General features: G+C 36.1%; 27 protein-coding genes. 3 read left to right on the forward strand and 24 right to left on the reverse strand.

The window, feature by feature from the left end; all coding sequences use genetic code 11:
* The 8 genes from ADI74_RS05760 to ADI74_RS05795 all read right to left on the reverse strand — a co-directional run.
* On the reverse strand, positions 1-3,549 hold a 3,549-nt coding region (locus ADI74_RS05760), incomplete at its 3' end, for an SspB-related isopeptide-forming adhesin (protein ID WP_049537671.1).
* 19 nt (positions 3,550-3,568) lie between these two features.
* On the reverse strand, positions 3,569-4,429 hold the full coding sequence (locus ADI74_RS05765) for an LPXTG cell wall anchor domain-containing protein (RefSeq protein ID WP_049537673.1): 861 nt from the start codon (positions 4,427-4,429) through the stop codon (positions 3,569-3,571).
* Positions 4,430-4,445: 16 nt separating this feature from the next.
* A complete protein-coding gene (locus ADI74_RS05770; RefSeq protein WP_049537675.1) occupies positions 4,446-5,519 on the reverse strand; it encodes a hypothetical protein in 1,074 nt (357 codons plus the stop codon).
* 12 nt (positions 5,520-5,531) lie between these two features.
* A complete protein-coding gene (locus tag ADI74_RS05775) occupies positions 5,532-5,870 on the reverse strand; it encodes a hypothetical protein (protein ID WP_049537677.1) in 339 nt (112 codons plus the stop codon).
* A 91-nt stretch (positions 5,871-5,961) separates the two neighbouring features.
* Positions 5,962-7,812: an AAA family ATPase gene (locus tag ADI74_RS05780; RefSeq protein WP_049537678.1), complete on the reverse strand. Its 1,851-nt coding sequence runs from the start codon at positions 7,810-7,812 to the stop codon at positions 5,962-5,964.
* 2 nt (positions 7,813-7,814) lie between these two features.
* Entirely contained in the window at positions 7,815-9,560 is a 1,746-nt protein-coding gene (locus tag ADI74_RS05785; RefSeq protein ID WP_049537680.1) for a type IA DNA topoisomerase, read from the reverse strand.
* 163 nt (positions 9,561-9,723) lie between these two features.
* Positions 9,724-14,589, reverse strand: a complete 4,866-nt coding sequence (locus ADI74_RS05790; protein WP_049537682.1) for a PBECR4 domain-containing protein — start codon at positions 14,587-14,589, stop codon at positions 9,724-9,726.
* Between the two features lie 11 nt (positions 14,590-14,600).
* Complete coding sequence (locus ADI74_RS05795) at positions 14,601-14,861, reverse strand: hypothetical protein (protein ID WP_049537684.1); 261 nt, start codon at positions 14,859-14,861, stop codon at positions 14,601-14,603.
* A gap of 276 nt (positions 14,862-15,137) precedes the next feature.
* Between ADI74_RS05795 and ADI74_RS05800 the strand changes: the two genes are divergently transcribed.
* Genes ADI74_RS05800 through ADI74_RS05810 form a run of 3 tightly spaced genes read left to right on the forward strand, consistent with a single transcriptional unit; the run spans position 15,138 to position 16,050 of the window.
* On the forward strand, positions 15,138-15,410 hold the full coding sequence (locus ADI74_RS05800) for a hypothetical protein (protein ID WP_049537687.1): 273 nt from the start codon (positions 15,138-15,140) through the stop codon (positions 15,408-15,410).
* A 27-nt stretch (positions 15,411-15,437) separates the two neighbouring features.
* Positions 15,438-15,641, forward strand: a complete 204-nt coding sequence (locus ADI74_RS05805; protein ID WP_049537689.1) for a hypothetical protein — start codon at positions 15,438-15,440, stop codon at positions 15,639-15,641.
* Complete coding sequence (locus tag ADI74_RS05810; RefSeq protein ID WP_049537691.1) at positions 15,631-16,050, forward strand: hypothetical protein; 420 nt, start codon at positions 15,631-15,633, stop codon at positions 16,048-16,050. The genes ADI74_RS05805 and ADI74_RS05810 overlap by 11 nt, the downstream gene beginning before the upstream one ends.
* Before the next feature lie 48 nt (positions 16,051-16,098).
* Here ADI74_RS05810 and mobP2 read toward each other — a convergent pair whose 3' ends face one another.
* From mobP2 to ADI74_RS05890, 16 genes are all read right to left on the reverse strand, one after another.
* On the reverse strand, positions 16,099-18,468 hold the full coding sequence (gene mobP2 / locus ADI74_RS05815; protein ID WP_049537692.1) for a MobP2 family relaxase: 2,370 nt from the start codon (positions 18,466-18,468) through the stop codon (positions 16,099-16,101).
* Positions 18,469-18,486: 18 nt separating this feature from the next.
* Positions 18,487-19,047 (reverse strand): hypothetical protein, encoded by a 561-nt coding sequence (locus ADI74_RS05820; RefSeq protein ID WP_049537693.1) that lies wholly within the window; start codon positions 19,045-19,047, stop codon positions 18,487-18,489.
* Positions 19,048-19,057: 10 nt separating this feature from the next.
* Complete coding sequence (locus tag ADI74_RS05825; RefSeq protein WP_049537695.1) at positions 19,058-19,507, reverse strand: hypothetical protein; 450 nt, start codon at positions 19,505-19,507, stop codon at positions 19,058-19,060.
* 10 nt (positions 19,508-19,517) lie between these two features.
* Positions 19,518-20,306 carry a DNA/RNA non-specific endonuclease gene (locus tag ADI74_RS05830; RefSeq protein WP_049537696.1) on the reverse strand — a complete coding sequence of 263 codons (789 nt, stop codon included), beginning with the start codon at positions 20,304-20,306 and terminating at the stop codon, positions 19,518-19,520.
* 2 nt (positions 20,307-20,308) lie between these two features.
* On the reverse strand, positions 20,309-20,656 hold the full coding sequence (locus tag ADI74_RS05835) for a hypothetical protein (RefSeq protein ID WP_049537697.1): 348 nt from the start codon (positions 20,654-20,656) through the stop codon (positions 20,309-20,311).
* The gene (locus ADI74_RS05840; RefSeq protein ID WP_152906312.1) at positions 20,649-20,987 is read right to left on the reverse strand and encodes a hypothetical protein; all 339 of its coding nucleotides are present in this window, start codon (positions 20,985-20,987) and stop codon (positions 20,649-20,651) included. Before ADI74_RS05840 ends, ADI74_RS05835 begins: the two co-directional genes overlap by 8 nt.
* Before the next feature lie 400 nt (positions 20,988-21,387).
* Complete coding sequence (locus ADI74_RS05845; RefSeq protein ID WP_049537699.1) at positions 21,388-21,675, reverse strand: hypothetical protein; 288 nt, start codon at positions 21,673-21,675, stop codon at positions 21,388-21,390.
* Positions 21,676-21,796: 121 nt separating this feature from the next.
* Positions 21,797-22,621 carry a hypothetical protein gene (locus tag ADI74_RS05850; protein WP_049537700.1) on the reverse strand — a complete coding sequence of 275 codons (825 nt, stop codon included), beginning with the start codon at positions 22,619-22,621 and terminating at the stop codon, positions 21,797-21,799.
* A 16-nt stretch (positions 22,622-22,637) separates the two neighbouring features.
* A complete protein-coding gene (locus tag ADI74_RS05855) occupies positions 22,638-23,648 on the reverse strand; it encodes a hypothetical protein (RefSeq protein ID WP_049537701.1) in 1,011 nt (336 codons plus the stop codon).
* A 1-nt stretch (position 23,649) separates the two neighbouring features.
* Positions 23,650-24,135 (reverse strand): hypothetical protein, encoded by a 486-nt coding sequence (locus ADI74_RS05860; RefSeq protein WP_049537702.1) that lies wholly within the window; start codon positions 24,133-24,135, stop codon positions 23,650-23,652.
* Between the two features lie 217 nt (positions 24,136-24,352).
* Positions 24,353-24,583: a hypothetical protein gene (locus tag ADI74_RS05870; RefSeq protein WP_049537705.1), complete on the reverse strand. Its 231-nt coding sequence runs from the start codon at positions 24,581-24,583 to the stop codon at positions 24,353-24,355.
* Entirely contained in the window at positions 24,576-25,022 is a 447-nt protein-coding gene (locus ADI74_RS05875; protein WP_049537707.1) for a thioredoxin domain-containing protein, read from the reverse strand. The genes ADI74_RS05870 and ADI74_RS05875 overlap by 8 nt, the downstream gene beginning before the upstream one ends.
* On the reverse strand, positions 25,019-25,441 hold the full coding sequence (locus tag ADI74_RS05880; RefSeq protein WP_049537710.1) for a hypothetical protein: 423 nt from the start codon (positions 25,439-25,441) through the stop codon (positions 25,019-25,021). Before ADI74_RS05880 ends, ADI74_RS05875 begins: the two co-directional genes overlap by 4 nt.
* 15 nt (positions 25,442-25,456) lie before the next feature.
* On the reverse strand, positions 25,457-25,660 hold the full coding sequence (locus ADI74_RS05885) for a hypothetical protein (protein ID WP_000878299.1): 204 nt from the start codon (positions 25,658-25,660) through the stop codon (positions 25,457-25,459).
* 8 nt (positions 25,661-25,668) lie between these two features.
* Positions 25,669-25,830, reverse strand: coding sequence for a hypothetical protein (locus ADI74_RS11225; RefSeq protein WP_192833033.1), 162 nt, complete (start codon positions 25,828-25,830; stop codon positions 25,669-25,671).
* 88 nt (positions 25,831-25,918) lie between these two features.
* Positions 25,919-26,782 (reverse strand): primase C-terminal domain-containing protein (locus tag ADI74_RS05890; RefSeq protein ID WP_049537711.1); only part of this gene is annotated, 864 nt, incomplete at its 5' end.

A 26,782-nucleotide genomic window follows, 5' to 3' on the forward strand; every position in this document is an offset into this window, starting at 1 on the left:
TGTACGAGTAATAACCTTGGCAGTCATTTCTTGTTTATTAACAATATTGATGAAAGTATTCTCAATCTTATCACCCGTTTCAATACGCTCCGCCTCGATGTAGAAGTCTGCATCAAAGGTTCCTTTAACTCCTAGAGAGTTTAGGAAATCTTGATTGATAACGTAAGACCACTGACCACCTTTGGCATCCCACTTAACAGTTACAAGTTTCTTGATAAACTCTGAATTAGTACCTTGGTTAAATTCAAAGGTGAACGCATAAGATGTTCCTTTAGCAATCTTATCGCCAGCTTTTACAACTTTACCATCCTTCAGGATAACATCGTATGGCAACGTTAGCTCTTTTTCTGCTGTATATTCTGTACCCTTGATGATACCCTTCCAATTACCAGTATAGCGGTCATGCTTCATATCGAGTTTATCCAGACCATCATATTGGTACAATGTATCATGTTTTTCTGGAACAGTTACTCCATCAAGAAGGTACTGAACAAAATCACCTAGCTGAACTTCTTTGCCATCAAGGACTTTCTTACCAGTTCTATCAAGTACATGTTTTTCTGGATTAACATATGGAACTTCAACTGTTACAAGATTCGACTGATAGCTATTCCCAAAATCGATCTGTTTAAAATCGTTCTTCACGATTTCTCCCTCTTTTACTAAGAGTTTCGCTGAAAGATCAATCGTCACATTTTTATTTTGCTTCACGTAATTGTTATAGAAGCTCGCAGAGTCTTTCGCAACCCAAAGATAAAATTCACCTTTAGGTGTCAAGTTCAATTCCTTCAGAATATTCTTGATTGCATCAGTACGTCCTGCATCTGAAAGTACGTGATACATATCAAAGAGATTTTTCACGTCTTGCCCTGCAGCAGTCATCTTGGTTTTGCTGTGGTCAACTGTGAAGGCTTTGTCTTGAACATCATCCAGAATTCCAAACTTCTTACCAAGTGCCTGCGCTGAAGCAAGAGTTTTGGTGTATGGACTGTAATCTGTTGTCAAACGGAAGGTCACGTTGCGGTCAAATGTTTTAGCACCATTGATATCCTTACCAGAATGATCTAATACAGATTTGACTGGTTTTGGAGGTCTTGGAGTGTAGTTGGTGACAGTATTTGAGAAAACTTCGTAGTTATTCACTAACACTTTATAAGTGTTGTCATAGAAGCCCTTGTCATAGATTGGTTTCCAGGTAATCACAGGAGCTTCTAAGTGCTTCCCTTCGTAGGTTGCAGTAAAGGTATAAGTGTTTTTTCCTGCATCATAGGCAACGCCCCATCCCGCTTTCTCTGCAGCTGCCTTTGTGACAGCTACATCAGGAACAGCACCAGCTTCGAGTGGATCAATGATGGTAATCTTGTCTCCCTTTTTAAGGTTAGCATAGATATTATCATGATGCAATGTATAAAGCTGAGTAGCATTTTTAGCTACTGTTTGGCCATCTGTATTCGTTTTATCTGTGTCAGATACAGACTTGCGGACAGTAGGTTTATACTGCAATTTGTAACCGTGATAACTTGCGGATAACTTCTGATTTTTAGTTTCAGAGAGAATTTTAAAAGTCAAGGTTGGTTTGACTGGATTCTTTGTATTCACCAATTCAGCTGATACAGGCTCAGGTTTGACAGGTTTCACAGTTGTTTTTGTGATAGTTGCAGTAGTTGGAACTTCAACAACTGATGCTACCACTTTAGTGTTTAAGGCAAACCAGTATGTCTGTCCTGTTGGTGTTGCAGAGCCATCCCATTGAGCAAAATCAGTAGTGAAATCAGTCCCTTTAGTGAAGACACCGAGTGCTGCTCCCTTATATTGATAAGGAGAGTCAGAAGTATCCCATGTAACTCCTACATTTTCCTCTGTATTGTAGTTATCAGCATAGTTGTAACCATCGTTTTTATGATATGTTACAGTTGAACCGTTAATCTCAATATTTTTACCATTAACTGCTCCAGCACCTTCCCAACCAATTTTGTTATAGTTAAGAGATGAATAAGTTATACTTGCTGGAGTTTTTTCTGAAGCAGTGAACACTACTTCTTTACCATCAACATTGTAATAATAAGTATCAGTTACTCTAAACTTCATGTAATCCGAAGTATCACCAGTACCATCATTACGAGCTACTACGAATCCTTCTGTTGGATCGTTCAAGACGTATACATCATTCAATCCTGTCTTTCCTTGATTAAGGATTTCAAATTTTCGATGAATACGAGAAATAGTATGTTTTGAACCCTCTGCAGTTGAAACCGTTAAACCTTTTAAACCTGTATAGTCAATTTCAGTTTTCCATCCAGTGCCAACATCCTTATATTTTAAAACTTTGGTAGAATCAAGAATACGACCATATCCTGAAGAACCACTTGAGGAAGCAATATAACTTGTCGTTACTACTGTTGAACCTGAAGCAGATGACTTCACTGTTGCTTCAGGATTAGCTGTTGCAAGACTGAGAGCCTGTAAGACAACCTCTTTTGTGAACCCTTCCGTACTTGTTTTAGATTGAAGTTCATTGTATTTCTTCTGCCAGTCTGCTTGTGCTTTCTTAGCTTTATCATAAGCTGCTTGGTTTTGTTTCCCAATTTGCTTCGCTTCATCAGCTGAAGAAACTTCCTGTGTTTTAGAAGTTAAAAGTACGCCAGAATTTTTCAAATCAGCTGATTTGCGATCAGCTTCTTGATTGACTTGATCACTAGCATTCTTCTTCTCAGTATAGGCAGCCATAATCGCTTTGTTAAGCTCCACTTTGCCTTTCGCAGCTGCAATAGCCTGGTCATTTTTCTTTTGTAGCGCCTCTACTTCTTTGACTGAAGAAACGGTACGTGTCACGACCTTAACATCAACTTTTTCTTTCTTTAGCTGTTCAGATGCGCTTTCTACCGCTTTGTTTAAAATAGTAGCTTGTTTAACAGTAGTATCATAGTTCCCTTTTTCAACTAGGTAATCTGCTACTGCTTTCTTGTTCTCTGACAAGACTTTCTTAGCTGTTGTAGCTGCTTCCTTGTTTTTAGATGCTGTTCCATCAGTAGCTGTCGAACCGTCATTCGTTACAGTGACAGTTGTTGCCTTTTCATGTTTGGCTTTTTCATCAGCTACAAATTGATTGTTAGCGTGAATAGCTTCCTGCGCTTCCTTGAAGGCTTCATTGTTTTGAACTTGTTTTGCAGTCGTTTCTTCAAGTGCCTTGACCTGCTTGTCCTGGTCTTGTTTAATATCAGACTTAGACTGTTCTAGTTTTGTTGGAGTAGTATCTGTTCCCTTATCAACTGACTGAGTCTCAGAAACATTCACCCCTGCTTCTTTTGCTTTTCCAGCTGCCTTAGTAACTACACCATTATCAATCGCTACAGACTGGCTTCCTGTTGCTTTACCAGCTTGTGTAGCGTATGCGTTGTTATCATTTTTACTTTCAGGCTGGACTGCTTCATCTGCAAATGCTGAACCTGCAGAGAAAGCTACAATCCCTGCAACTGCAATTCCTGATACTAAGCCTTTAGCCCATTTTTTCTTACGGAAATATCCGTGTCCTTTTGTTTTTTCTGTCATATATGTCTCCTTTTCTTAATTAAAATAGTTTTTTCTTGTAAAAATAACCTACTGCTGTCAACAACATGCCACCAATAGTACTTAGAATACTTTCTGCTGTTCCAGTGTTTGGAAGTGTCTTGAGATTACCATCTTTATCAGTAACAGAGATAGTCTTATCTTCGTTGACAGTACCACCGACCTCTTCAGGAGCTACTACAGAGCCATCTGAAAGGACTACGTTTCCGCTTTGAGTGCTAACAATTGAAGCTCCTGTATTCGTTTCAACTGGTTCTTTTATTACATCATGCACCACTTGACCTGTTGAAGTTGAAGTAGTTCCAATTTGAGACTTCCCTTGTTCGTTTGCCTCTACTGTTGTTTTTGGCTTTTCAGCAGGTACACCATCAAGGCTTTCAGCGTTATCCTTACCTTGTGGTTTGTCTTTAGTTGATGATGTATCTGGTGTTACTGGTTTATCAGTTGGTACGCCATCTAAGCTCTCAGCATTGTCTTTACCTTGCGGTTTATCTGTCGTTGATGATGTATCTGGTGTTACTGGTTTATCAGTTGATACGCCATCTAAACTCTCAGCATTGTCTTTACCTTGCGGTTTATCTGTCGTTGATGATGTATCTGGTGTTGTTGGATCAACTGGAGTAACTGAAGGCTCTGTTGGCTGAACTGCTGGAGCTTCTGTTTCTGTTGAAGCGCTAGGTGCTGTTGGCTGAACTGCTGGAGCCTCTGTTTCTGTTGAAGTGCTAGGTGCTGTTGGCTGAACTACTTCTGTTGTTGGAGCAGAAGAATCAATTGGTGCAAGCTCATCTGCATATACAGAACCAGCTTGTGCAAGTGCGATAGTTGATAGTGCTAGTGTAGCTAATACTTGTTTCTTGTGCATTGTGATTTTTCCTTTTCTAATTTTTAAGATAATTTGATTCTTTTGGTTCTGTTTCTACAACAAATCCATATTTTGAAGAATCAGAAGCTTTTACATCAAAAGTTAATCTAACGCTAGATGATTTATCCGCTTTTTTGACTGATAGGATATAGGAAACCGTGTATTTTTGAGTTTCTGAATCATAATTCAACTTCTCTAAAATAACGGACTGTAAAATTCCTTCTTTTGGTTGGGTGAATTTTGCATCACCTTCAGAAAGAAAATCCACTAGATTTTCTTTTTTGCCTGAGTAATAAGAAGGTAAGAAATAGCGACTAAATACATCAACTTCATTTTTCGTTGAAATGATTAGTTGAGTATTTTTTTGTTCCTGATATAAGAAATTTACTTTTTCTGACTGGTTAGATAGTTGAGTGAAAGCAAAAAATACACAAACGATATTTACTATTGTAATCACTCCAACAAAACCTAAAAATAGATAAAATTTCTTGAGGAAAGATGACTGCTTTTGAGATACGGGATACGTAGCATCTGTTTGATCCCTTGCTTTTGGAATCGGTGGCAAACGACTTGATTGAGAATGAACCAACGTTTCACCTTCAGCTGGGAAAAGGGGGAGAGAAGAATCAGATAATCCCAAACTTTGTTTATATACAGGATAAATCTGGTTCTCAAAATACTCCCTTTTTTCCTGATAGCTGTAACTCGCAAATTCAGAGCGAGTAAGTATTGCTTGAATTAGGGGAAACAAGAGATTTTCATAGTCTTCAGTAATGAGGAATGGACTAGCATAAACCTCCCCTTCTGTTACTGCGCTTTTCCCTTCTAGATGAGCAATTGATACTTTTTTCAGCTGAAACTTGCCATACGCCTGTTTTAACTCTTTAAACAACAATTCGGCTTGTTGAAATGTTAGGTAGGGCAAACTTTTTGAAATCGGCTGAGGAAAATTAGCAAGATGATCCAATCCCTCAATAATATCAAGCAGTTCACTATCATCCTCTAGACCTCTTCCATCTTCCCAGGTCAGTTCTAGGAAAAGCTCATCGGTAATAGAACATCTATTTTTATTAAAGAGTGAAAAAGTCATAATTTTTACCCCTTACTTTTTAATAAAGTTAAAGAACCATTCAATAATACCTGGGCCTGCTGCAACACCAATAATTGCAACTGCAATCGCAACCCAATGTTTCTTCATCGCCGCTTTTAGCTCACGTCCACCAAAACCATAAATCAATGAGGTTACAACCGCTGCTAAACCAAATAACACAACACCGATTCCCTGAACCTTAGTTATTCCTTCTTTTGCTAAGGTATCAGACTTGGCGAACGGATCATCCGCATAAACTGTAGTTCCTGTTAGAAATAGAGAAAGGCTCAATAAAAACATTTGTGATTTTGTTTTTACTTGCTGAAGTTGTCTTGTCAAATAATTTTTCATAGAAATCCTCCTTTGTTATTTTGACAATATTAGTGTAATAGATAATTGAAAAAAATTTTTTAAAGGGACAATCATTTTTTTGTTGTGAACTTTATGAAAATAATACTTCACCAAATGACTTATTTTTAGCCTCAACTTCAAATAATATTTCTCTTTTATCTTCACGATGGTGTTCATCTGGCGCATCACCTTCTACCCAAAGATGAAAATGATATTCCTGGTTGAAATCTGATAGATTAAGAAATTCTTTAGAAATTAAAGGAAGTACTTTATGCTTAATCACTCTTTCAAGTGGCCGTGCACCGTCCTTTATATTTGTTCCCACATCTAATAAATAAGTAACCAAACTTTCTTCATAAGAGAGAGTCAACTTTTTATTCTTCATTCTTTCTTGAATTTCTGATAGCTGTTTGACAATAATTTCCTGATTCACTTCCTCGTCTAACATGTTAAAAATCAATTTATATTCAATTCGATTGAGAAATTCTGGTCGGAATTTAGTTTCCAACTCCAACGTCATGCTCTTTTCAAACTGAATTTTATCCCTATCGGTTAGCTTTTTAAAATTCCCTTTCAATTCGTACTGCTTAATAATTTTTTGAGAACCAATATTCGTAGTAATAATAACAATCGTATTCTTAAAGCTCACTTGCCTTCCAGTTGAATCAGTCAAACGTCCTGCATCAAGCACCTGCAAAAATAAATCTACAACTTCTGAGTGTGCTTTCTCCACCTCATCGATCAGAATAACGCTATAAGGTTTTTGTTTAACCTTCTCAGTCAATTGACCTTTTATCCTAGTTTGACGATCGCCAATCAACTTTGTAATATCTCCTTTTTGCTTGTACTCAGACATATCAAAACGAATAATCGCCTCTTCATCATCAAACATCCCCTCTGCCAATGCCAGGGCAAGCTCTGTTTTTCCAACTCCTGAAGTTCCTAGAAACATGAAGGAAGATAGGGGCTTTCTTTGATCCTGTAAACCAGCTTGTGCAACAGTTATAGCATTCACAACAGCATCTACAGCCTCATCTTGACCTTTAACCCGTCGTGACAGCTTTTCTTTTAAACCATCTAGCCTTTCCTTGTCACCTTTCAAAATCGTCGTGACAGGAATACCTGTTTTATTTTTCAGCACCTCTGCAATTTCTTGCTTACCTACATGGCCTAACCCATTTGTAGAACAAATTGTCGCTGCTTCATCTATTAAGTCAAAGGCTTTATCAGGTAAAAATTGATCAGGTATGTAGCGAACAGATAGAAGTACAGCTTGTTTTACAGCATCAGAACTAATAGACACCTGGTGAAATTTTTCATAAATAGTTTTAGCTTGTTCAAGAATTTCAATCGCTTGAGTAGTTGTCGGTTCAGAAACCATAATTGGCTGCATCCTTCGCTCCAGCGCTCGGTCCATTTCAATATATTCATGAAATTCATCTAAAGTAGTTGCGCCGATCAATTGCATCTCACCACGTGACAAAACTGGCTTTACAATATTTCCAGCATCCAGAGCACCTTTATCTGAACCTCCAGCACCAACAATAGTGTGAAATTCATCAATAAAGAGAAGATTCTCTCCTTTGGTTTCTACCATCTCCTCAATAATTTTTTTAAACTTAACAATAAATCCTCCATCCTCATCTGACATTAAGCTAGATAGTTCCAGAGAACGCACGGTCAAATTTTTTAATTTTGGAGATACCTGGTTTCTTAAAATGGCTAAAGCAAATCCTTCAACAATAGCTGTTTTTCCAACTCCAGCTTCTCCCACCAAAATAGGATTATTCTTAGTTCGCCTGAGAAGAGTGGTCTGAACAGCTTCTACTTCTTTATCACGTCCGTACACCTGATAATCTTCCGCTTTTTTTGAAACTTTTTCTGTCAAATTATCTGTATAACGATCTAAATAGGGTGTTTTTTTCTTTTCTTCAGTAGTCACACCTAATCACCTCTTTCTTTTACTTCCTTGATTTGAAGAGTGAGCTTATCTTTTATCGCATCCACAAATTCTCGTGGATTGATTGTCCCTTCTCCAATCTGAGATAGAAACATTTCCCAGCCTCCTGTTGTCTCTGGATCAGAGAACTCATTGTCATAGAGATAATTGATAAGTAAATAGGCTTTGTTGGTAGGAGTTAGTTGACCTGTTTTTTTATCTTTGACAACATAGCCCTTGCTCTGAATTTTTTTAATGATTTCTCCTCTAGTGGCTTGTGTTCCTAAGCCATATTTAGGAAATATTTGGCCAATCAATTGGCTTTCAGTTAGTCTTTTAGGTGGTTTAGTTTCACCCCCTACAATCTGAACCTGCGTATCAATTTTATCTCCCACTTGATAATCAGGAACTTCAACTGGACCTCGTACCTTTCGTGAACTCCATTCAGCCCATCCTAATTTATGAAGCGTTCTACCCTTTGTTTTAAAAACAAGACCACTATTTTCTACTTCAATTGTTTTGGTTGAATAATAACAATCATCCGCAAACATCAAGATTGCCTGCTTCACAATTGCTTCATAAATCAGTCGTTGGTCAGTTTTTAAATTTGAAAGGTTTGGAATTCTTTCAGTCGGAATCAAGGCTGAGTGGCTTGTACCAGATACTTTTTCATCATTGACATAATCTTCTCTAGGCTCCAAAAACGCTGGCTGAAAATGACAATTAATAGCTTTTTGATAGGCAGATAGATTTTCTTTTAAATCGTCAAACTCAAATTGATTGATGTATTCTGAATCTGGTCGTGGATAGGAGAGAAATCCTTCCAAATACAGTCCCTCAACAATGCTCTCTGTTTTATCTGAGTCAAATTTCCAGGCACTTGCTGCAAAACTTTGTAATGCAGACAAGGTAAATAGTTGTGGAGCTGATTTCTGATGATTTTCTACCTCAACTGAAGAAATAACAGAGGTGGTTGATAATCCCCTTGAAGAGGCTAAAATAGCCTCACTATCCTTAGTTTTGTCTTTTGTGGTGAAAAATACCCCGTTTTTATTATCCTCCAGCTGAAGCTTCCAATATTTTTCTGGAGTAAAGTTGCGAATCTCTAAATCATTCTCACAAACTAGTCTGACCGCTGGTGTTTGAACTCGGCCAACAGATAGATGGCTACCTTTTGTTCGAGTAAGTTGCCCTCTTGCTTGAAGATCAAGAGTTGCAAGAGGTGATAAGTTCATTCCTACCAACCAATCACTTTGTGCACGTGCTTCAGCTTCTAAATAGTAATTATAGGTTTCTGAAGGTTCTTTCAATTCCTGAAAAGCTTTTTGAAGAGCTTTCTTGGTCAAGGAGCTTGCCCAAAGCCGTTTCCAAATTTTCTCCTTGCCTCCTGGTATATGCGATAAAATAGAGTACGCAATCCGCTCTCCTTCTCTATCAGCATCCGTCCCAATAATCACTTGATCCGCTGCTACCACTTCATCATAGATTCTCTTAAATTTTTCTCTCGAATCCTTGTCCTCTTTCAGATGTTGCTTAAATGAAACATTTGTAAGAGGTAATTTATCAAGTGACCAGTTGTCTGGTTCACTGTATTCAAATAGGTGCCCTTCAGCAGCCACCACATGTACTTCAGCTGGAAAATAGAGTGACTGCCTAATGACATAGACACCTTTCTTTTTACTAAATTGTCCCAAAGCTGTAGCATAAGCTTCTGCCTGTTTCTCTTTTTCAGCCAGAATAACTATAACCATATCATTCTCCTTCTACTTCATTTTCTGTCATTGTAAGCTATAATTAAAAAATCTTTTGTAAAGGGACATAGACAAAGAATAGAGTGAGTTGATATCAAAAAACAGCACAAAAAGTTATATAACTTTATACACAAAAAAAAGAGGCTCTTAAAGAGCGCTCTTTCTAGATTTTAAGCCCCTTCTTTGGGCTTTGGATAAAATTTTGATTTTGTACCACCTGTCTGTTTAACTGGTAAGGTTTTGTATGTTGTTCAACACTTTTTACAATCTTAGATACTGTCCCATGAATCCGTTTCATAGATTGCGCTAATTGTTGGTCATCAAGAGATGTTAAATTATCAGTCCAAAGTGCCATATAGCGAATAGCTTTCTCCGAGGTATCTAACCCAAAATGCTTAGAAACGAGATAACTTGTCATCTCAGCTTCAAGTTCTCTACGATCTTTTGAGACATCTTCCTTATACGAGTTAGCAAATTTAGGATTATGCAGACTAGCATGCGCCAACTCGTGAATGGTTGTTGCAACGACTTCTCCAGGAGTATTATCTGGATTCAAAAGTATTTTTTGTTCATCTGGATAAAAAGCTCCTTTTGCACTCTTCAACTCTTTTGCATCATCTTGATAGATGGTTACACCGATACTATTTGCATAATCGGAAAGTCCCTCAAGCACCTCTCTTGTACGAACATGATCCATATTAAAATCATAATGACGATTTGGCATCGCTTTTGGATAAAATTCAGGCTTCAAGGTTGTTTGAGACAACTCAAATACTTTATACGTAGCGAATTTAGCTAAGCCTGTATTTGAATCTCTTTCCTGGAAGAAGCGAGATTTTAACTTCCCTTCTTTCTTTAAAGCTTTTTCTTCAGGTGTCGCTTCAGAAAGTCTTTTATATTTTGGATTGCCTTTTCCGTTTTTTACCTGGTTCCCATTTTCATCCAATACAGGAATCATTTCAACCATCATAGGTCTAAACAAGGTAATATGTGATTTTTCACCTGTTTTAACTGAAAGATTGTTATGGACAACTTCTCTTGTTCGACCTGTTTTTTTATTGGTATAGGTATTTCTAGTTTCAAATACCTGATCTGAAGTAATTCCAAGAACTTCCCCCATAGATTGCCATTGATTATAGGTTGCGACTGCATTCGCTCCTGGCCACTGTTCCTGAATCAACGCTACATTTCTAGGTGAGAGTTCTGGAAACTTACTCATAAAATTCAGATACTCTTCTAACCGTTCTGGTGTTTCTGTGTACTCTCTCACTTTTTGAAAAGCAACCTCACTCAATTCATGAGGCGTTAAAGTAGCATAATCAATACTACTTGAGTTTACTTCAGGAGTCTCCAAATCCGAAATAGGTTCCTCTTTCAGAATCTCCTCTACACGCTGAAGCAAATTATTTTTAGTTTCTTGTTTAGAAGATTGAAAAGCTACCGTTTCTCTTGTATCAAGAGTTTGACCTGCTACTTCTTCTGTCAATCGAGCTGATTCATTTGCTTCCTGGGAAATTTCCTTATTCACCTCTCTATTTTCCAGCTGAGAAAGAATTTCTTCATCCATCGATGCTAGTTCAGATTGACCGTTGAGTCGACGATATCCTAATCCTAGCATTTGTGAAATTGGTCTAGTCTCATCTCCAATATCATATCGAATTCCCTCTTTGATCATTTCACCCCCTGGAGCATAGATATCAAACTTAATTTTGGTAGGAGGGATATAGCCTTCAGTATTGCCTGCTGTTACTTGTTTCATTCCTTCTTGATGAATTGGATAAAAGTCCTGATTAGCCTTATATAGCTCCCTAGCGAAATCTTGATAAGATATCAGCTCTGTCTCTTTAAATGGCAATATAGGGCCTTCTGGGCGTTCCTCAGACCATTGAAGGCGTACATGGTAGTTTTCCTTATAGATATGATCTTGTATCCATTCTTTATAAAAATCTGAATTTGTATCTAGGAGATGATCTTCACCAGCTGCAGCAACAATCTGATCAAATTTATCATTATGCTGCTTCGCATAGTCAAGATACTGATTCCAGGCTTGATGAAATTCTTCTGGAGTTTTTGAGATGTCACCTGGCACACCTAAATTATAGACAGTATCTAGGACTTGAGTAAACGTAGTCGAATCCAGTAGGGGTTTATTCAGTGTGTTCTCTGGAGTTGTTTGTTCAATCTCTTTAGAAATTTCTTCATACTGCTTATTCTTCAAAACTGACAGCATTTCTGCACCTTTGTCTTTAACATATTCCTCATTGATTGAGAGTTGATCGATGTGACCATCTCGCTCTCTAAAGACACCTAAAATAATCTTTTCCTGGTTTGTCTGATTTAGTAGAAGATTAAGGCTTTGTCTTAATCGCATAAGGCTAGCTGGCAGAACCGTGCCATCTACTGTCCGAAAAGCAAGTAAAACATCTTGATCATTTGAGCGAATTGCCTTATCTAAATTTAGGGTATGAAACTTTTCTACATCTGACAAGTCTCCAAAATAAAAGGACTCTGCGTCTACCATGGTAGGTAATTCAGGGAGAACTTTCAACTTATCGAATGCAGCACCTCTGTTGGCAATCAAAATATTATCAAATTGTCCATTTCCAGTAGCAAAATCCAATAAAGTTTGTTCTGCAGTTTGCCCTTCTCTATAAGGATAAATACCCGTTAAGTGCATAAAGCTTTCTTTGTTATAAGAAATAGCAACACTATTCGTATCTGCACCATCCTGGTAAAAATAGATCACTTGTGAGTCTGCTACGTTTTCTAAGTACCATTGAGCAGCATTTTGAAGATGAGGAGCATATCTGTTTAGTTTCAGCAAGTCTTTATCTGAAATAGGATGGTAGTTATCCTTATGAATTGACTTTCTTTCCTCATTTATGCTAAAATGAAGTAAAGGTTGAGATCGAGTTTGACTTGGTGACAAGTCATTCAAAGGTTGCGATACATTCGCTTCTGGTAGAGGTGCTGCCCCCTGAGTTTCTTCAGGAAAATCCCCGAGTTTTGTCTCAACCTTTTTGTTTTGTTCAGAATTATCAGTAGTCTCTTGTCCATCCTCAAGAGACTTTTCTTTTTCTTCTGAATCTTCCATTATCTTAATAGGATGAGTCTCAAGACGTGACATCAAGTTATCCAATAATTCTCGATTTAAAACAACTTCTCCCTCTTGTTCTTCCAGATAGTGAAACAATGTATTTGGTGTTGTCACAAAACCGTAGGAAAAGTCTCTTATTCCCGATTCAATCAATGGATACTCTAACATTCGCTCAACCGATTGTGACAGATTATCAAGGGTTCTTTCATTAAAATAGACGCCAAAACTATCACTTGAAAGGCTTTCTATCTGCTTGTTGGTATTGTAGGCTGCTATTGCAAGTTCACCAATAAAACGGGTTGAAATATCTACTCCCAAAGTTCTCTGATGAGGTTTCAATGCTTGATACAAGGAATCTTGCTCTGGAGTCCCTTTTTTCTTGTATAAATCAATCGTTTGATCATCAATAGAGGTCAAAAGTGAATGAATGGGAGACAACACTTCCATTTTTTTATCGCTGAGATATTTTGTAGGATGGCTATTTCCTAACTTCGCAAAGACATCATACAGATAGAAATCTGGTGCAAATTCAATTGATAATTCTCCAGATTGAATCCGATTATTTAAACTCTTTGTTAATGCTTCATTTTCACGTTTTACCTCTTCATAGCTCATCAATCTTCCAGCATTCTCCTCTATATTCCTAATAGACTCTTGATTGCCTGGAGAATGCTTTTCTTCCGCAGCTAGATCTGTTTCAGAGGGTCTAGTTGACTGAACAGAGAAAGAAATATTGTTCCAATTTTCTTTAAGCCACTCCGCATCTTCAGGAGAAAGGTGGCTGGTATCAGGAAAGTGACTTGATTCTGATAAATTTGCCTCAGCCATTTCTTCATATTCTGATTTTCGACTATCAGATTTTTCTTCATGCTGACTCTTTAGAACATCATTCCAGTCCGTTTTATCTTGTCCTGGTCTTAGTTCTGGCAGATCCGAATTGATAACAGCTCCTTTTGCTTCCAATTCTTGAATAAATGTTCTACCTGCTTTATCATTATCTAAAGCTAGCGTGATTAAATCCGCATTTTTACCATCTTCAAAAAAGTGACGATCAATAGCTACTTGAAGTCCGTCTGCCAATTGTTCAGGTGTCCATCTTAATGATTTTCCTGAAATTTCAGCTTGAATTTGAGATAGATGACGGCCAATAGTTGATTCTTTCAAACCGTCCATAGAAACTAATCTGACATCCTTAAGACTATCCTTATGCAATTCATAGTAGGACATTAAATCAATTGGACTCTCAGTGAAAATCAATCGTTTTGGACTGCCAATATCAACATGAATACCTGTCATAGGATCCGAGTTTTTCATAATCACTTTAGCATATCCATGTTTTGGCCACTTCTCCCAATTCTCCTGAATTCCCTGTAAAGAGGCTCCAACAACTTCACCTGAAGAAAAAAGGGACTTGAAGACAATAACTGGCTCAATCGCATTTGTTGTGACTCCACCAGTGCCTTCCGCAAAGTAGTCAAGTTTGGCGTTAGCTTGGGCTAAAACACCCTGTTCCAAAAAATAATCAATTGTTTCATCTGATAGTCCACGTTGATTCCGCAAGTAATCTCGTCCATCTGAAAACGGCTGCTCGTATTTTTCAAGATAGTATTTAAAATCTTCTTGAGGCCTTTCAACCATTTGAAACTCTTTAAAATTTCCATCATTTAAAAAATCTACAGATTGATTAAAATCTACTTCCTTTATCGTTTCAACTAAAGAAATCGAATCTCCACCTGTATTTCTAGAGAACCATTTCCATAAATTCTTATCAGGTGAAATAACTAGGCTATCATGTTCTTTCCATCGATAGTCCCGTCCAGAACGAACCAGCTCCATCTGAAGCTCGTTTGCAACATCCAAAATATCTCTAGAACGTGCAAATTCAACACGTTCTCTACGGCTTTTACCACGTCTTGATTCTTGTTCTGTCATATAAAATCTCCTTAAAATCCTTCATACTGTGGTTTGTACGGTTCTTTCTCTGCTTGTATAAATGATTCTGGATCTAAGTGAACCAATTCCCCTACTGAAAAAGATTCAAATAGCTCAGAGTTTTCCTTAAAATCTAGAACCATTTCTAAATCAGAATTTCTTCCTTGACCCTCAAAATGCACTTGCTTGTTATCGGCATTTATTGCCGTAATTAACCATTCGGCTGAAAAGTCAAAGTCTTCAACTGCAACATCTGGAAATACTAGCTCCATTTTTCTACTCCTTTCTCTTTTATCCTTTTATTCTACGTAATAATCGAGAAATCACAGTTAAAGGGACAATGTAATTTTAAAAATGAGGGATATCTATAAGTAAACAATTTAAACAAAAGAGGGATTCTACATGAACACATTTTCAGTTTGAAACTAGTTTCAGAATTAAAAAAAGCAAATTATCTCCATCAAAATACTTGACGTTCGTTAAGTATTTTGATGGAGATAATTAAGATAAGGAAAGGGAGAGCAAAAAGGCTCTCATGGTAAAACAAAATGACAACTTACAAAGAACACAAAGAAGCGTTGAGAAAACAAAAAGAACAAGCGCAAGCTATCCGCAACGAAGTATTTTCGGATAAAGCAGAAAAACTAGCAACAGACCTTGTGAGAATTTCAACCAGAGATGTTTATAAAATCATCCAAAAATTTAGTCGCAAGTATGAAGAAAGCACAATCATTAAAATTGAACCAGAAAATGTTCAACATCATATTGATGAAGCTAAAAAAGTTAGAGAACTTGCCGAAATTATGGCAAGCGTAAAATAAAAATATAAATGGAAAGAGGTAATAAAAATGACTGAAGAACAATTAAAAGAAGCTCTTGTTGACCTCTACGAAGAGTTCAAAGAAGAAATGACTTTTGAAGAATTTGCTGACCGTCTGGACTTTTGGGTTGATAAAGATGATAGAATTTTAATAGAGGCCCGTGGAATGAAACCAGTCGAAGTGGTTAAAGAAGTAGGTCACGTAGATAACGGGGTGATATATGCGTATTAACACATCACAAGTTGAGGCGGTCTTGATGAACAAGGCTGTCTCAGCCTATCGTTTGAGCAAAGAAATAGGTATCCAAGAGAGTTCTATTTCTCTCTTGAGAAATGGCAAGAAAGACTTTAATAAGTTAAGTCTTGAGGTCGCTATGAGGGTTCAAGCATGGATAGATGCTGGTAACTATCGTTTTAGCTATGATTACAGCGACCTGATCCAGGAACTAGAAACTGACATGCTAGAGGGATCAACAGACGAATATCTCTATATCGTGAGAGGAGACTATATTGAATTGCTAGAAAAATGTCCTATCATTGACTACTACTATACTGCTGAAGAGATTGAGCAGGGAGATCTTGCAGAAAAAGTCTTGACTAGCTCAGTGCTTACTGAAATGAAAGCAGATAATGAATTGTAAAAAAGCCGTGAAAAATCACGGCTTTTATTTGACTCCAAACACATCCCTTTATATACTGTGTCCTTTTTCTTCAAGTTCTTGTCTCTCATCACTTCTCTCACGTTCCATAAGGGCTTTTTTATTTGCACGTTGGGCTCTTTGAAGAGAATTGGTCAAATTTCTCATGAAATCTGTATTGATGATTGCTTTACCTTGGGATTGTTGGACGTTTTTTCTTTGCAGGTTCTTCCTTTCTTGCATTTTATGTGAAACAGCTTGAGCTAACTGACTTTTCTGATTGCTTTCTTCCTCTGGCAATATTTTTAGATAGAGTGATTTGAGTTCAGAAAATCCTTTCGCATTCTCCTGTTTTAATTTTTGAATAGTCGCTTGATCAGTCGTTTGTGAAATTTCCTTGTTTCGACTGTAAATCTCATGTTTCAGCTGAAAAATTGAGATATGGGTCTGCAGTTCTTCTATGTAGCTATCTTTTGTAACAGGATAGCCCTTTAGAATAGTCAACACTCCTTCATCTTGAAGAGGTTGAACTGCCGCTAATTCTCCCTTAAGACGTTTAATAGGTGCTTGAATTGCTAATGAATCAGCCTTTTCTACTGAAAAGGAAACACTATCTTCAAACTGGTTAGCAAGAGATTGTTTTAGAGATTGGTCTGCTTCACCTAGTTTATAATTTGGGGTCAGTTGCAATTCAGTCAGCTTCAGTCTTTGAAGAATCTCCTTCTTTTTTAATTCAACAAATGGCTGATCAGTTTCAAGTGGTTGAATTTGATCAAAGAGAGTTTTACGAACTAATAAGCTACTCTGTTTTTCCTCCAATAAACTCAATTTTAAAGCATAGCGAAATGTTCCTAACTCCTGGCGCTCTTTTAATGATCGATCACTTTTCTTTTTAGCTGCTTCTACAAGATCTTTCAAATCAGCTGAAGAAAATAGCGACAAGTCTCTTAAAGTAAGTTGCTTCTCCAGTAAGTCTTCTTTCAGCTGACTCACATCATAAACTAATTCCCTAACATATTCAGGACGTCCCAAACCTGTTCCGTGTTTATCATAAGCAGCATAGACTGGTTTTGTGATTTCAATAGGTTTTGCTCCATCTTTCAAATCATAACCCAGTTTTTTCCAGGCATCTAGTGTTTTGATGACACTTGCGTTAGGATCCTGGGCTAAAATTAATTTTTGATTCTTTACTGAGAAATTGGCCAAATTTTTTTCCAGCCGAACGTCAGCTATTTCAGGAGCATTCTCACGAAATAGGTGCAAGATTTTATTTGCTAGTCGTTCTCTCAACTCCTTCTCTCGATTCGCTATTAATTGCTGCAGATGATAGCCTGCAGCCTCCTGTTGTGTTTTCTCAACACGACCGTCAAGTTTCCGAATCTTCTCGTAGGTTGATTTTTTTCCAGCCGAATAAGCTCCTCTATAGGTTTCTAGGAACTCCTTCGTTTCTTTCAGAAATTCTTGATAGAGCTCTTTCCCATCATTTTCTAAATAGGAGTCCAGATAGCGGTCAAGGAAGAATTTACTGACTGCAAAATCTCTTGCATTTGATCCATAGCGCCATTTTTTATCCATAGGCAAATGATTATAAGCCTGCTCCAAAAAATTTTTTTCAGCTGAAGAACGCACCATCTGATCTCTAAATACAGAATTGATCAACTCACTTCTGATATTGGCCAAGATTTGTTCTCGTCTAACAATCATTCCTCTAGTCTGTTCATTCAACAAGCCATGAAAAACATCACTTTTAAAACGCTCAATGGTTTTTTGGGAAAAGTTCCCTCTGTACTCCATTCGTCCACGAGGTCGATAGAAAATTTTTTCTCTTGCAGACTCGACTTCTGATAAACCAAAATGCACATGAATATTATCCGTATTCAAGTGAATGTTAGCCCACCAAAATGATGAGTCGGATAAGCTTTCTTTTTCAATCAATCTTGGTAATGCTTCACGTATGACCGACTTGATAGCTTGCTGATCGACTTTCCCAGTTTCCAGATCATATAATCCCTCTTTGGCCAAAAAATCATTATCAAAAGAGATAACACCTTGCCATAGAAGAGAGCCATTTTGATAAGCCTGTTCTAACTTACTTTTCAATTCAGTTACTTTGCTACGCTGCAAGTAATTGGCCTCTTTTGTAAAAATCGCAGTCATCTCTTCATTTTGGTTTTCAGTAGCATAAGAGCGATTCATATAATCAATGTATTCCTGAAAATTTAGTTTCGTTTCTGGAACTTCAGTTTGAATTTTTTGTAGTTCATCTTCAGTTAGAGACTCGATATTTTGTCTGTGTGTTTCTAAATTTAATTCGTTATCAACCTCAACAGCTTCGTCTCTATTAGTGTAGTCTACAAAGCCACTATTTGCTTCAGTGTATTGCAGCATGAAGGTAATACTTGGACTAGAAGATACGTTCATTATTTTCCTCTCTTTGAATTAAAATAGTCCATTTTTTCTTAAAAGAGCATAGTCTTTTAATAACGGTTGTAATTCTTCAGGTTCAACTTGAAAATCATTGATCCACCGTCCTGATTGAGAAATATGTAATTCTTTTTGCTCTTCAATAAATTGCATGGGAATCAATAAGATATTTGGTTTTTCTAACTCTGAACCACTTTCTCGTTCTAAAAAGGCGACAATAAAATCTTGATTACCTTTTGTTCTCAATTGCCAGTGATGGGAGTTCCCGTTTTTCCTTTTATACAATGAGCTGTATTTTACATCAATCGTTAGACCATCTAGCCAAAAATCATATACTGGATTATTTTTCTTGAAATACTTATTCGCATCCGTTGCATCTGGAACATACTTTTGAAAAAGCTCCTCGGCCAGTCCCCCAAGCTTAGCTGTCCTAGAACCATACTGAATTTTATCTTGAATTTTCAGACAGCCACTCTTAATCAATTTCAAATGAGCTATATGAGTAGGCAACCCTGACTGTCTCACCGCTTCATGAAAATCTCCTGTTTCTAAATAGATCTCAACAACATCTACCATTTACTGTACCTCAATGAGAATGTTTGATTGTTTGACCACGTGCAACATCTTCTTGAATGACATCGTTGATTCTTGCCATTAATTCATGCTGTGTAGGATCCAGTCGTGAATGAATAGATTCCAAATCTTGAACATCAAAATCATCTTTCGTAATAGCATGAAAATTGGTTAGTGTTAAATAGAGAATTTGATCAAGTTGACGATGAATTGCCTTGTTGTCATTTCCAGAATCAAAGCTACCTTCCAAATTTTTTTCCAGCTGAGTCAGTCGCTCATAAAAATTTTTTCCTTCTCCTAATTCAATAAAGAGTTTATAAAAAACTTCAATCAAAGTGACAAGCGTTGCTGAATTATTTCGATACTGTTTCTGCAAAGCAGACGATTCTTTCAAGTAGGATTTTATTTCCTTAAATTTTTCATGTGTTTCTTCGCTAAAATATAAGCTAAGTCTTGGATTCATTTTTCCCTCCTCAATTTTTCTGAGATGATCCTGTCAAATAATTGATTTTATATCCTGGTTGAATATTAAAGATATACACATCAAATGAGATCTCATCATCTTCAATACTCTGTGCTTCCATACGAACTCCTCTAGCAACTAATTCCACATTTCTAAAGATGGGAGTTACTCGATAGCGAACATGGTGGTTCGTATTTTTTATGTAGTTAGCAATTTTATTTTCATAGTAGACCATTGATGATTGTTCATCTTCAAAATTTGCATTTAAAGCACGTGTACCTGTAAATAAATTTTTCGCATTCGCATTTTCTCCACTTAATTGAAAACCGATTAAGTGAGAACGATTATATAAATAATCTTCTTTCCCGTTGAAAATTATTTTTTTATTTTTCCACCCTGTCGGTGTGACAGACGAAATAGATTCTCTGTCTTCTGTTGGCATCAATTCTTTTCCCAACATCGCTTCAGCAATTCCTACACGATTTAAAAAATCTAGATCAGAATATTTCTCCCAGCTGCCATTTTCTAAACTCAATTCGTTTTTTGTAAATTGTGATTTTTCATTGACGACAATCACTTGATTTTTCCCATCATACTCCTTCGATTTCAAATCATCATTTTTCAGAGTAGGATTCAAATTAGAGTCGGAATTTTTTTCTTCAGCTGAATCGGCTATGTTCAATTGGGTCGGGATATCATTTTGTGTCAAGCCAGATTTGATAGCATTAAAATTGTTAGGTTGTACGATAACGATTGCAAGAAAAATGAGAATGATGAATAGAGATTTATTCTTCTTCATTTTCAAACACCACCTGACCGTCGTTCAGCTTCAAGTGCTGATACATCATCCATAAAATGTAACCAATTTGTCGTTAGTTCATTTACAATATCTTGTTTAACATTTAAAGCTGAAAGAGAAATTTCATTCTTCAACATCAATTCTAAAATCTGACTTTGTTGGTTTTTGATATCGGACAATGTTTCCGCAAATTGATTATCATACAAATTCAATCCGTCATTCATTACGATATTTTGAACTTGCGATAACATAAACTCGTTAAAGCTAGGATAGTTATATTTTTTTGAAATATCTCGAAGTTGTTCAAACATATCATCAGGTATATTTCTGATTTTAATTTCCTTAGTCATCACTTTCAACCTCTCCTTCATACTCTAACCAACGTGAAATATGCTCGCCATAACAATCCATTTTTTCTTCAAATTCAGACAGTATCCTTGTCTGTTTTTTCATTTGTTCCAGAACATGGTCAGAAGCTAATTTCATATTTTCTAAATGAGCCACATATAAATCTTGAGCACGATTAAATTTTCCATACTCAATTTTTTCACGACAGATTGAAAGCAAAAATTCATTAAATGATTTGGCTTTATTTTTTTTAGCAAGGGATTTTAGATAATTGATTTCGTTCTGAGTCAATCCTCTAATTTTTACTTCTAGTGTTTGATTTTTCAATTTAATTTTTTCCTTTCTAGTAAAATTAAGACTCCCTTCTTTTTTCTTTTGTCGAAGCAAAAGCAAAAAGAAGCAAAAAAGAAAACTTCAACCTCGCAACATCACGAACCGATACGGTTCTATTTTTGCGGTTTTTCAACACACTAACACACACAGAGGGACTAAGGTCCTTTTTAGGTGTGTTGTGGTAGAAAAGAGCATAAGAGAAACTGTCCCCACGTTACGTGTGGAGTTGATAGTATCAACGTTTCTAGTGTACCCATTTTTCTCGGCTTCGCCTACTTACACACACATGCTATACTTACCTTTACATACTTTATAGGTGTTATACTTACACTGTTTTTCTTCTTTACATACTTTTACTTACACCGTTTTTGACTTCATTTAGAAGTTCAAAACTCAAAAATCAAGATTGATTTTCAGCTGGAAAGTTCCCTTCTTCACGATTTTTCTTCGCTGCTAAACGTTGTTCTTTTTTCTCTTCTTTGATGAGGTTTAATTCCATTTTTAACTCTTCTAAAATTGATTCATACGACTGATTTTTATCTTTCTTCAATTGAATTTGAACATAGATTTTACCAATTTGTTTTTGAAGATTCTCTTCTGCATCTTTACGTTCCTTTTCTAAAAGGGCAACTCTTTTCTTTGCCTCTTCTAGTTGATTATCAATTTTTGTTAAATCATTTTTAGCCATGATTACTTCTCCTTTTTATTTAATTAATCCAATTGTAACCGAAAATCTTAAATTATTTTTTAAAGGGACAATCATAAAAAATAAATCCCCTTAATTCAAAAATTAAGGAGATTTTTGACTGCTATTTGTTGGTAAACATAAACTCGCCTTTCATAGAAAACGCACTCTTTTTACTTACATCCAATTGAATCAACCTGAAATAAAAATCATGTTTTTTTCCAAACGGGAAGACGCTAAATACTGGATGATAAAATTCATCAATATCTACAAATTTTTTTTCAAGAGGAGCTTCAGAACCACTCCATGATTTTCTGTAATAGGAAATACCTGTCTGTTTTTCTCTATTCAAAAAACTTAATTCTACAATATCTTGATAATCCTTTTTCACTGCTCGCTGATTAATCGTAATCATTCGTTGGTTTGCATCACCTTCGTCAGCATCCATAAAAATATTGATTTTAGGAGGTAACTTATCTTTTAATTTTCGGATTCCAAGGTAATCCTTGTTTAAGATGTTTTTGAATAGATAACGCTGAAAAAGTTTTGCTTGAAACCACTTCATGAAATAATAAATACCAATACTAAAGATTGTGGCTAAAAGCCAGAACGATGATTCATTCTCTTGAAATGGAAAAACTACTGCGATGGAAAAAATCAAGCCTAACACAACACTTTCAAAAAATGAAAAAATAAATCTCTCAACACCAAAACGTAATTTTGAAAAAGGAACAGCTAGGATAAAAATAATCATTAAAAATCCTAAATAATTTGAACTAATTTCAAGTGCTTCTGATATTATTTTAACCAGAACAGCACACGCTATCATTTCAAACACTAAAGATTGCCATTTAAACATCTGACCAACCAGCCAATTTATTCCACAAATCGCAGATAATTTATATCCCAATTTATCAGTTCCTTTTACCATTTTAATTAAATTTTTCATTTTATTTTATCTCACTTTAATTCATTTCTACAGTTTCAATAGGATTTGAAAATTCAAATGTTCCATCTTTGACTGCCTGTTTTTTCTTATCCAAAGACTCCAATTTAGCCTTCAACTTTTCAATGTTTTTATAGGCTGTTTCGATGGTTCTATTCTTCGTTTCAATGTTTGTATCCAGCGTAGCAATATTCTTTTGATTGGCTTCGAGATCATCACCTGTTAGATATTTTGCTTCCGCTTGAAGACTCGCTTTTCGTGAATTATCATCTTCAATTGATTCCTTTAATTGAGCAATTGAGGTTGTCAATTTTTGAGACTGTTCATTCTGGAAATTGATCTCTTTTTCTATTTCCTGAAGAGTAAATTCTTCTCTGGAGACAACCTCAATAGCTTTAATTTCAAGCTGAGTATTTTGAGGAGTTACAAAGAATTGTACAGTGTCATCTTCTTCAGATTTCTTCTGAGAAACCTTTTTAGAGTCACTGGATGGCGATGAAATATTCACATCAATTGAGCTAGAAGCGACTGTCTGATTTGTCACATCGATCGCAAATGCACCAAAATTTTTCGGAACTCCTTTAATAATAACTGATACTTTATTATCAATGATTGGGACAACATCCATTTCTATTTTTGAGTCTTTATGTTGCGCATAGAGTTTCCATTTCAATCGTTTGGCATCGATGCCCCGATCTATCGAAGTCGTAGCATCTTTCGTCTCAAATTGTAAAACAATAATTCCAGTATCTGGTGAATATTCCTGGCTGACCAGTTTCATCTCACCACTCCCATTCGCAAAAACTTGCTTTGTTTTGAGTTGTTCTGAAGTATAGGTTTGTCTTTGTGGTGAGAAAATTGCTCCCATCAAAAGGGGCAACCAGGTCACAAACAACATTGAGAAAATAACTAGTTTTCTCTTAATAATATTCTCTTGAAACCAAACTTTAGTCTTAATAAATGGCTTCAAAATTGGGCTAGATTTTATCTTTTCAATCCAGCGCTTGGATATTTCGATTAAAGTAGACATTTTATTTCTCCTTCCTGATTTTTCCATAATACTGATTTGTTAAAGAGGTTATATCCGTCTTTTTTTCAGTAACCCACTTTCCATATAAAGATAAAGATAAAACTATAATAGCTACAGAAATAGTTACAAATATATCTCTCATCAACTCGACATTCCCCAAATAAAAAGATTCAAATACTGTCATAAAAGAAACGTCCCTCACTCCAACTAATTGAAAAAAATTTGAATTCATATGAACTAAATTTACTGCTACATATGCAATAAAGCCTAAAAAGAGATTGATTGGCACTAAAGCTAGCAAAATAAAAATAGATACGCCTCCTAAAATTGCAAAAACTCGATACTTCACATTTGTTGCAAACAACATATCAAAAGTTGATACATCGTCGAAACCTTTTTGTTCACTCGATAGCGTGTAATTTTTTATACCTCTTAAATGTTTGTTAGCTCTTTTTTGCTTCAAACTAGATGATTTAGTTCTTCTCATTCCTCTTATATCCTTTCCAAATAAATGAAACCTTACTTTTCGGCCAAACACTTTTTAGTAACATTAAGAACGCCAATGGCAGCCTTTTCGTTTTGATTTCATTTCCGAAGTTATCACATATAGTTATCCTGAAGAGTGGTACGAACCAGATCGCAATCAAGATAGTTCCAACCACGCCATGCGCAATAGCATTTAAAAATTGATGCATACTACCTCCTTAAATATAGTTCAATCTTTCAGGTGCTAACTCCAAGGTCAACCAGAGCGCTTTTTCTTTGGAAACATGTGTTATAGTTCCCCCCTCATCGTTAAAACGATGTAGAGTAAATGTCCCATCTGGTATTTTTCCTAAAACAACCATTCCTTCATTTGTTTTAGCACGCCATAGTTCCCAATCTGTTTGAAAAGCTGTCTCGGCCCACTTACTCAGTTTTATTCTTTTAGTCATTTATGGCCTCCTGGATTGTTTTCTCATCTGCTACAATCTTTTCCTCTGAATCTCTCGAAGCATATAGATATTTCTTTATTTTACCCTTACGAATTTTGATGATAGTTGCAGCTTTTTCAATCTGGTATTTTTCTACCAACTTTTGACCTTCTTCTGTCTGAGTGTCAATGTAAAATGTAGGATAAGAACCTTTATTAGCTGCAGCTACAACAACACTTTTCCCAACCTGACAGTAAGGACAATCTTTTTTATAAAATACTAGGTTTACATTTTGATCAAGTACAGTATTCTGGTATTCCTTCTGAGTAAGGTGAGGATCATAATCTAAGATAAAATGATCTTTATACACCCTATACCCTCCTAGAACTGAGAGACTCACAAATAAAATAACGAGAATAGCACCTACAGCTAACTTAATGTGTCTAAAAAGCTCTTTCATACTACTTCCTCCTCATCCATAAAATCAAATATGGAACCTTGAACATAATCAATCTTGGCCAGTTCTTTTATTTCTGATTTCAAGTTAGTAAAAGTTGTCATTACTTCTTGAAAGAGTAATGGATCAAATTCCTCGGAATCCAATACATGGATAATTGGTAACATTGGATAATGATCTCTCAACTCCTCCTGCAGGTAATCTGAAATCATTTTATCATTCGAGATAACACTATCTACTCTAATAATCGCTGGAATGCTAGAAATACTCTCCTCGTTTTGATAAAAAGTTAAAGCGACATCACCTGCAGAAACAGACTCAAATTTTAAGTTATCCGATGAAAGTTTAAAATAATAAGCCAATGGTTCCTGACCAACCCCTGTTAGGTAATAGCCTCGAATAATTTTGAATAACTCTGACATCGACCTTTCCCCTTTCTAACAAACTTTTAAAAGCCTAAACGGAGCTTGATACACATCAGGATAGTGAATCAATCTCTTTTTTCTTTGTTCAGGAAGTGGTTTACGATAATGTTTTTGAAGATACTGAAAAGCTAGTCCCAATGTATCAAAAACTAAAACTTTATTCTCCCCATTACAAATATAATCACCTAATTCAAAACTAAAAATTACATACTTCATTCTTAATCTCACTTTCTATTTTGGCCAATCATTGCCAGCTGATCTGTCTCTAATTCAGAATCATATCCGTTTTCTAAACGAACTCGTTGACGAATCCCTATAAGCGAGAGAATTATTAAAACTCCTCCAAAAAATATAAGGCTAAAGAATCCAACTAAAATCAAAATCATATCATTCCTCCTTAAGTTATTTTATATGCATGCATATCCTTGTAATAATCATAGATATAATGTAAAGGCAGTTTACGGGTTTTTAAAATTATCCAATATCAAGCTCAAATAGAGATAGTTGTTGTGTTTGTTTAAAGCCATCTTTAACCCTTTCTATCACTCTCTGAGTGAACTCTAAGCTTTCTTCAAAGAAAGCAGCAATATTAGCCATATAAGCTTCCTGACGTTCTTTTTTCACCTGGATGAGGGACAGTAAGATTGCTTTGATAGAAGCTAATCTGATACCTCCTCCACGGCCATTTTTGACTGTAAAGAAAATCTTTTGTTCTGCTTTGAGAACCTTTAATACTTTATCCAATGAGCGCTCAGGGATGTTCAAATTCTCTCGTATCTCTTTTTTTGTCGTCTGGATAAATGGATCTTCGGATTGATAGAAACCTTCTAAATAGGCCATTACATCTGTTTTCCATTCATGAAGATGACTATTCTTTCTGTCCGCACGTTTCTTCTTGAACTTGTACCATCGTTGTTTCACAAAGAGATCTGAAGCCTTGAGTTCTTGATTGACCCATGCTTTGCATAAAGTCATTACATAGTCACGACTAGCAGCTTCATATTTTCCTGAGTAGGCGCTTGTGATAATCTTATGATATTCAGCTGAAGAGAGTGGTTCGTCTAGATTCGCATTAAAACTAGAAAGAACCTCCTCACACTCTTCCTGATCGATTCCTGAAGAGAAGTTGGCTAAAGCTAGCGTGAAAAGAACGTTGTTTCTTCCCATCAAGGCTTTTCCACCTTTGATATTCCCCTCTCTCATCAGCAATTGATACCAGGGTTCATCAATCTGTTTCACCCCTTCAGAACCTGAAAGAACCGTCAAATTGGGCTTTTTACTTGGGAAAGGAAGTTCTGATTGCTTCATCGACCAATCTAACCACTCCTGGAACGAATA

The organism is Streptococcus pseudopneumoniae (genome assembly GCF_001074565.1).
Classification (GTDB): Bacteria; Bacillota; Bacilli; order Lactobacillales; family Streptococcaceae; genus Streptococcus; species Streptococcus pseudopneumoniae_J.